Below are 2,261 nucleotides of genomic sequence, written 5' to 3'. Positions count from 1 at the left end.
GGCTACGGTCTCACAAAATCTTCGGGCGAGATCGGGAGCGCCAACTCCTGTAGCCTATTCCCTGGAAAAAGCCGGCCTCCGCGCCGGTTTTTTTGTGCTCGATTTTTTCCTCCGTTCAGACTCATTCGGCATGATTGCAAGGCTGAGCGTACAAAGTAAAGTATCAAAAATCCGCGAGCGGATCGTTGAGATCGCCGCCTGACAAGCAAGAATCGCGCCGGGATGCCTGGCGTTCGATTTCTTACGGTTTGCCCGAAGCCGCCCCATGGCGCGTCAAGCTATCGATCTGAGGCGCTGAGTAGCTGGGCGATCTGAATGACGCCCCGCTGTTTGCGGGGCGCCATTCGGTGTTTGTCAGTCGCCGTTGCGACGGTTCGGCCGAGACCAGATGAGGCTGTAGCTCTGACCGCCTTCGTCGGCGACGAGGTTGGCGTAGATTGGGGCGGTGAAGCTCGGATCGTCGAGCTTGAGGCCCAGATAGGCGCGGCCCTCGTTGGACTTTTTGGACCAACCGGCACCGAACTCGACTCGACCAACGAGCACGCGGTGGCTGGGTGCGTTTTCGCCGCTGGCGCGCCTATCGGGGACGATCCGGACCTTCTTGGCCTGGAGGGAAAGCGTGACGATCTCGCCATTGTATTCTTCGCCGGCTAAATTTAGCTGGAAGTTGCCGATAGTAGCCATGTTCGTGTGCTCCTGACTTGTTTGTCCGAAGCCGCCCTGTGCGGCCTCGATAGCGGTCGTGAGACGACGGTCCGGCCGACTGCATCCACTGGGCCGCAGCGGAGCGGAGGACGGCGGAAGCCGAGCTTGTTGTCCCGCGAGGAATGCGGCGAAGCCGCAGGGGAAGAAGGTCGGCGAAGCCGTTGCAGGCAAAACGCCGGACCGGCGTCAGACCAATCTTAAGAAAGGCCGTTCAGGGAAGGTCCGGGCATCCGTTCCAGAAGAACGATACTGGAGATATCGGAATGTCCGCCATGCATCCGGCACAAGCGGCACGATCGATGCCCCCACGAAACCAGAGGCACGAGGTCTAGGCCCTGTCCGGTCCCCGCTCAAACGGCCGCACATGATCCCGCCACGCCGCCAAAGGTTCAGGCGATGAGAGCAGTTTAGATGACGACGATTAACCCCGCAAAAGGGGTGGTTCCGGGGGTCTGATAGGCTCGGGGCGGAATTGCCGCGCGCTTACGTCGTGACGGTCCGACGCGTGCGCCTTCGATCATGCACAGTGCGGCGACGAGCTTGGTGGCCACAGCGGTGATCATGACCTTCCTGAAGCGACCGCGCCGCACCCATAACCGCAATGAATCGGTCGAGCCGGTTGGATTCGAAGAACTCGTTAGACGCCGCTTGCAAGCCAAGTGAGACTGCGGCCATGGAAAACGAAGAGGCAGGGTCCGTTCATCTTCGACGCATCGACCCATCGCAGAACATGCGGCGGTTTTATATGGTTGCGATCCAACCGACCTTGTTCGGAGGAGCAGCCGTCATTCGCAACTGGGGCCGCATCGGGACCAGCGGCAAGTCGATGATGGAAACCTTCGATAGCCAAGACAGTGCGGCCACCGCATCAATGAAGCTACAGCGTGCCAAGCGCCGACGCGGATATCGCGACTGTGATCCGGACTAGCGGCTGGCGACATCGCGCAAAAGATCGCAGGCCCGAAAGGCCAACTCGATGCCTAGGCGGCCAGCCGCTCCCTGTTTTCCGGAATTACCGGCGATGATGGAGAGTCTTCCGCTCTTGTCCGCGATCGGTGATGCCCCAAGCTTAGCTACAACCCAACCTGTCCCTACGCGCGCCGCTTTTGCAGGCGGCGATCCACTGCATGGCGGAGATTGGATCTTCTAGGATGGCGACCTGCCTGGCGAAATCGATAAAAGCATGGTGTGCGGCGCTTAACTGTTTGTGCCCATCCTCTGCGTCATAGCAGGCCTGAAGGGCGGTCTGGTGGATCAGATCTCTTTGATCCTCGGGCCAGTCGCTGAGGAAATCGATGGCGTCCGCGAGGCTCGCAATCTCTTGCACGATATAGGCCGCACGCTTCACGAAAATGGGGCTGCCGAAATCCTCCGCATCCATGCGCTCCTCCCAGTTCGCGAACCACCGCTTTGGACGAGCATTCCGCCCGGCAACCATCGCAAATGTGCTGTCCGGACCGAGACGGTTCAAGGGGCGGATGGAAGATTTCTCGTTGGCGCAGGTGCCCTGGGGGACGGTGGTAGGATCAGAGCATCAAACGTGCGTAGCAGAATGT

General features: G+C 60.0%; 5 protein-coding genes. 2 read left to right on the top strand and 3 right to left on the bottom strand.

Features of this window, described 5'->3' with window-relative positions; all coding sequences use genetic code 11:
- A partial coding sequence (locus EOA29_RS42420; protein WP_210213207.1) for a hypothetical protein occupies window positions 1–202 on the top strand: 202 nt, incomplete at its 5' end.
- A gap of 152 nt (window positions 203–354) precedes the next feature.
- On the opposite strand, the gene EOA29_RS33675 is transcribed toward EOA29_RS42420, so the two are convergent.
- Together EOA29_RS33675 and EOA29_RS42415 are read right to left on the bottom strand one after the other, a co-directional pair.
- On the bottom strand, window positions 355–684 hold the full coding sequence (locus EOA29_RS33675; protein ID WP_127222218.1) for a DUF736 domain-containing protein: 330 nt from the start codon (window positions 682–684) through the stop codon (window positions 355–357).
- A gap of 428 nt (window positions 685–1,112) precedes the next feature.
- Window positions 1,113–1,268 (bottom strand): hypothetical protein, encoded by a 156-nt coding sequence (locus tag EOA29_RS42415; RefSeq protein ID WP_210213206.1) that lies wholly within the window; start codon window positions 1,266–1,268, stop codon window positions 1,113–1,115.
- A gap of 110 nt (window positions 1,269–1,378) precedes the next feature.
- Here EOA29_RS42415 and EOA29_RS33670 point away from each other — a divergent pair, with 110 nt between their 5' ends.
- Window positions 1,379–1,633, top strand: a complete 255-nt coding sequence (locus tag EOA29_RS33670; protein WP_127222217.1) for a WGR domain-containing protein — start codon at window positions 1,379–1,381, stop codon at window positions 1,631–1,633.
- A gap of 141 nt (window positions 1,634–1,774) precedes the next feature.
- On the opposite strand, the gene EOA29_RS33665 is transcribed toward EOA29_RS33670, so the two are convergent.
- The gene (locus EOA29_RS33665) at window positions 1,775–2,176 is read right to left on the bottom strand and encodes a DUF982 domain-containing protein (RefSeq protein WP_348628931.1); all 402 of its coding nucleotides are present in this window, start codon (window positions 2,174–2,176) and stop codon (window positions 1,775–1,777) included.
- Window positions 2,177–2,261: the final 85 nt, after the last annotated feature.

This window comes from Mesorhizobium sp. M1E.F.Ca.ET.063.01.1.1 (genome assembly GCF_003998155.1).
Taxonomy (GTDB): Bacteria; Pseudomonadota; Alphaproteobacteria; order Rhizobiales; family Rhizobiaceae; genus Mesorhizobium.
This window is presented reverse-complemented; position numbering and strand designations above follow the sequence as displayed.

What these genes read in the sequence shown, in the direction of transcription:
- EOA29_RS33675 (WP_127222218.1), bottom strand. Translation starts at nt 684, where the DNA reads ATGGCTACTATCGGCAACTTCCAGCTAAATTTAGCCGGCGAAGAATAC.
- EOA29_RS33670 (WP_127222217.1), top strand. Translation starts at nt 1,379, where the DNA reads ATGGAAAACGAAGAGGCAGGGTCCGTTCATCTTCGACGCATCGACCCA.
- EOA29_RS42415 (WP_210213206.1), bottom strand. Translation starts at nt 1,268, where the DNA reads ATGATCACCGCTGTGGCCACCAAGCTCGTCGCCGCACTGTGCATGATC.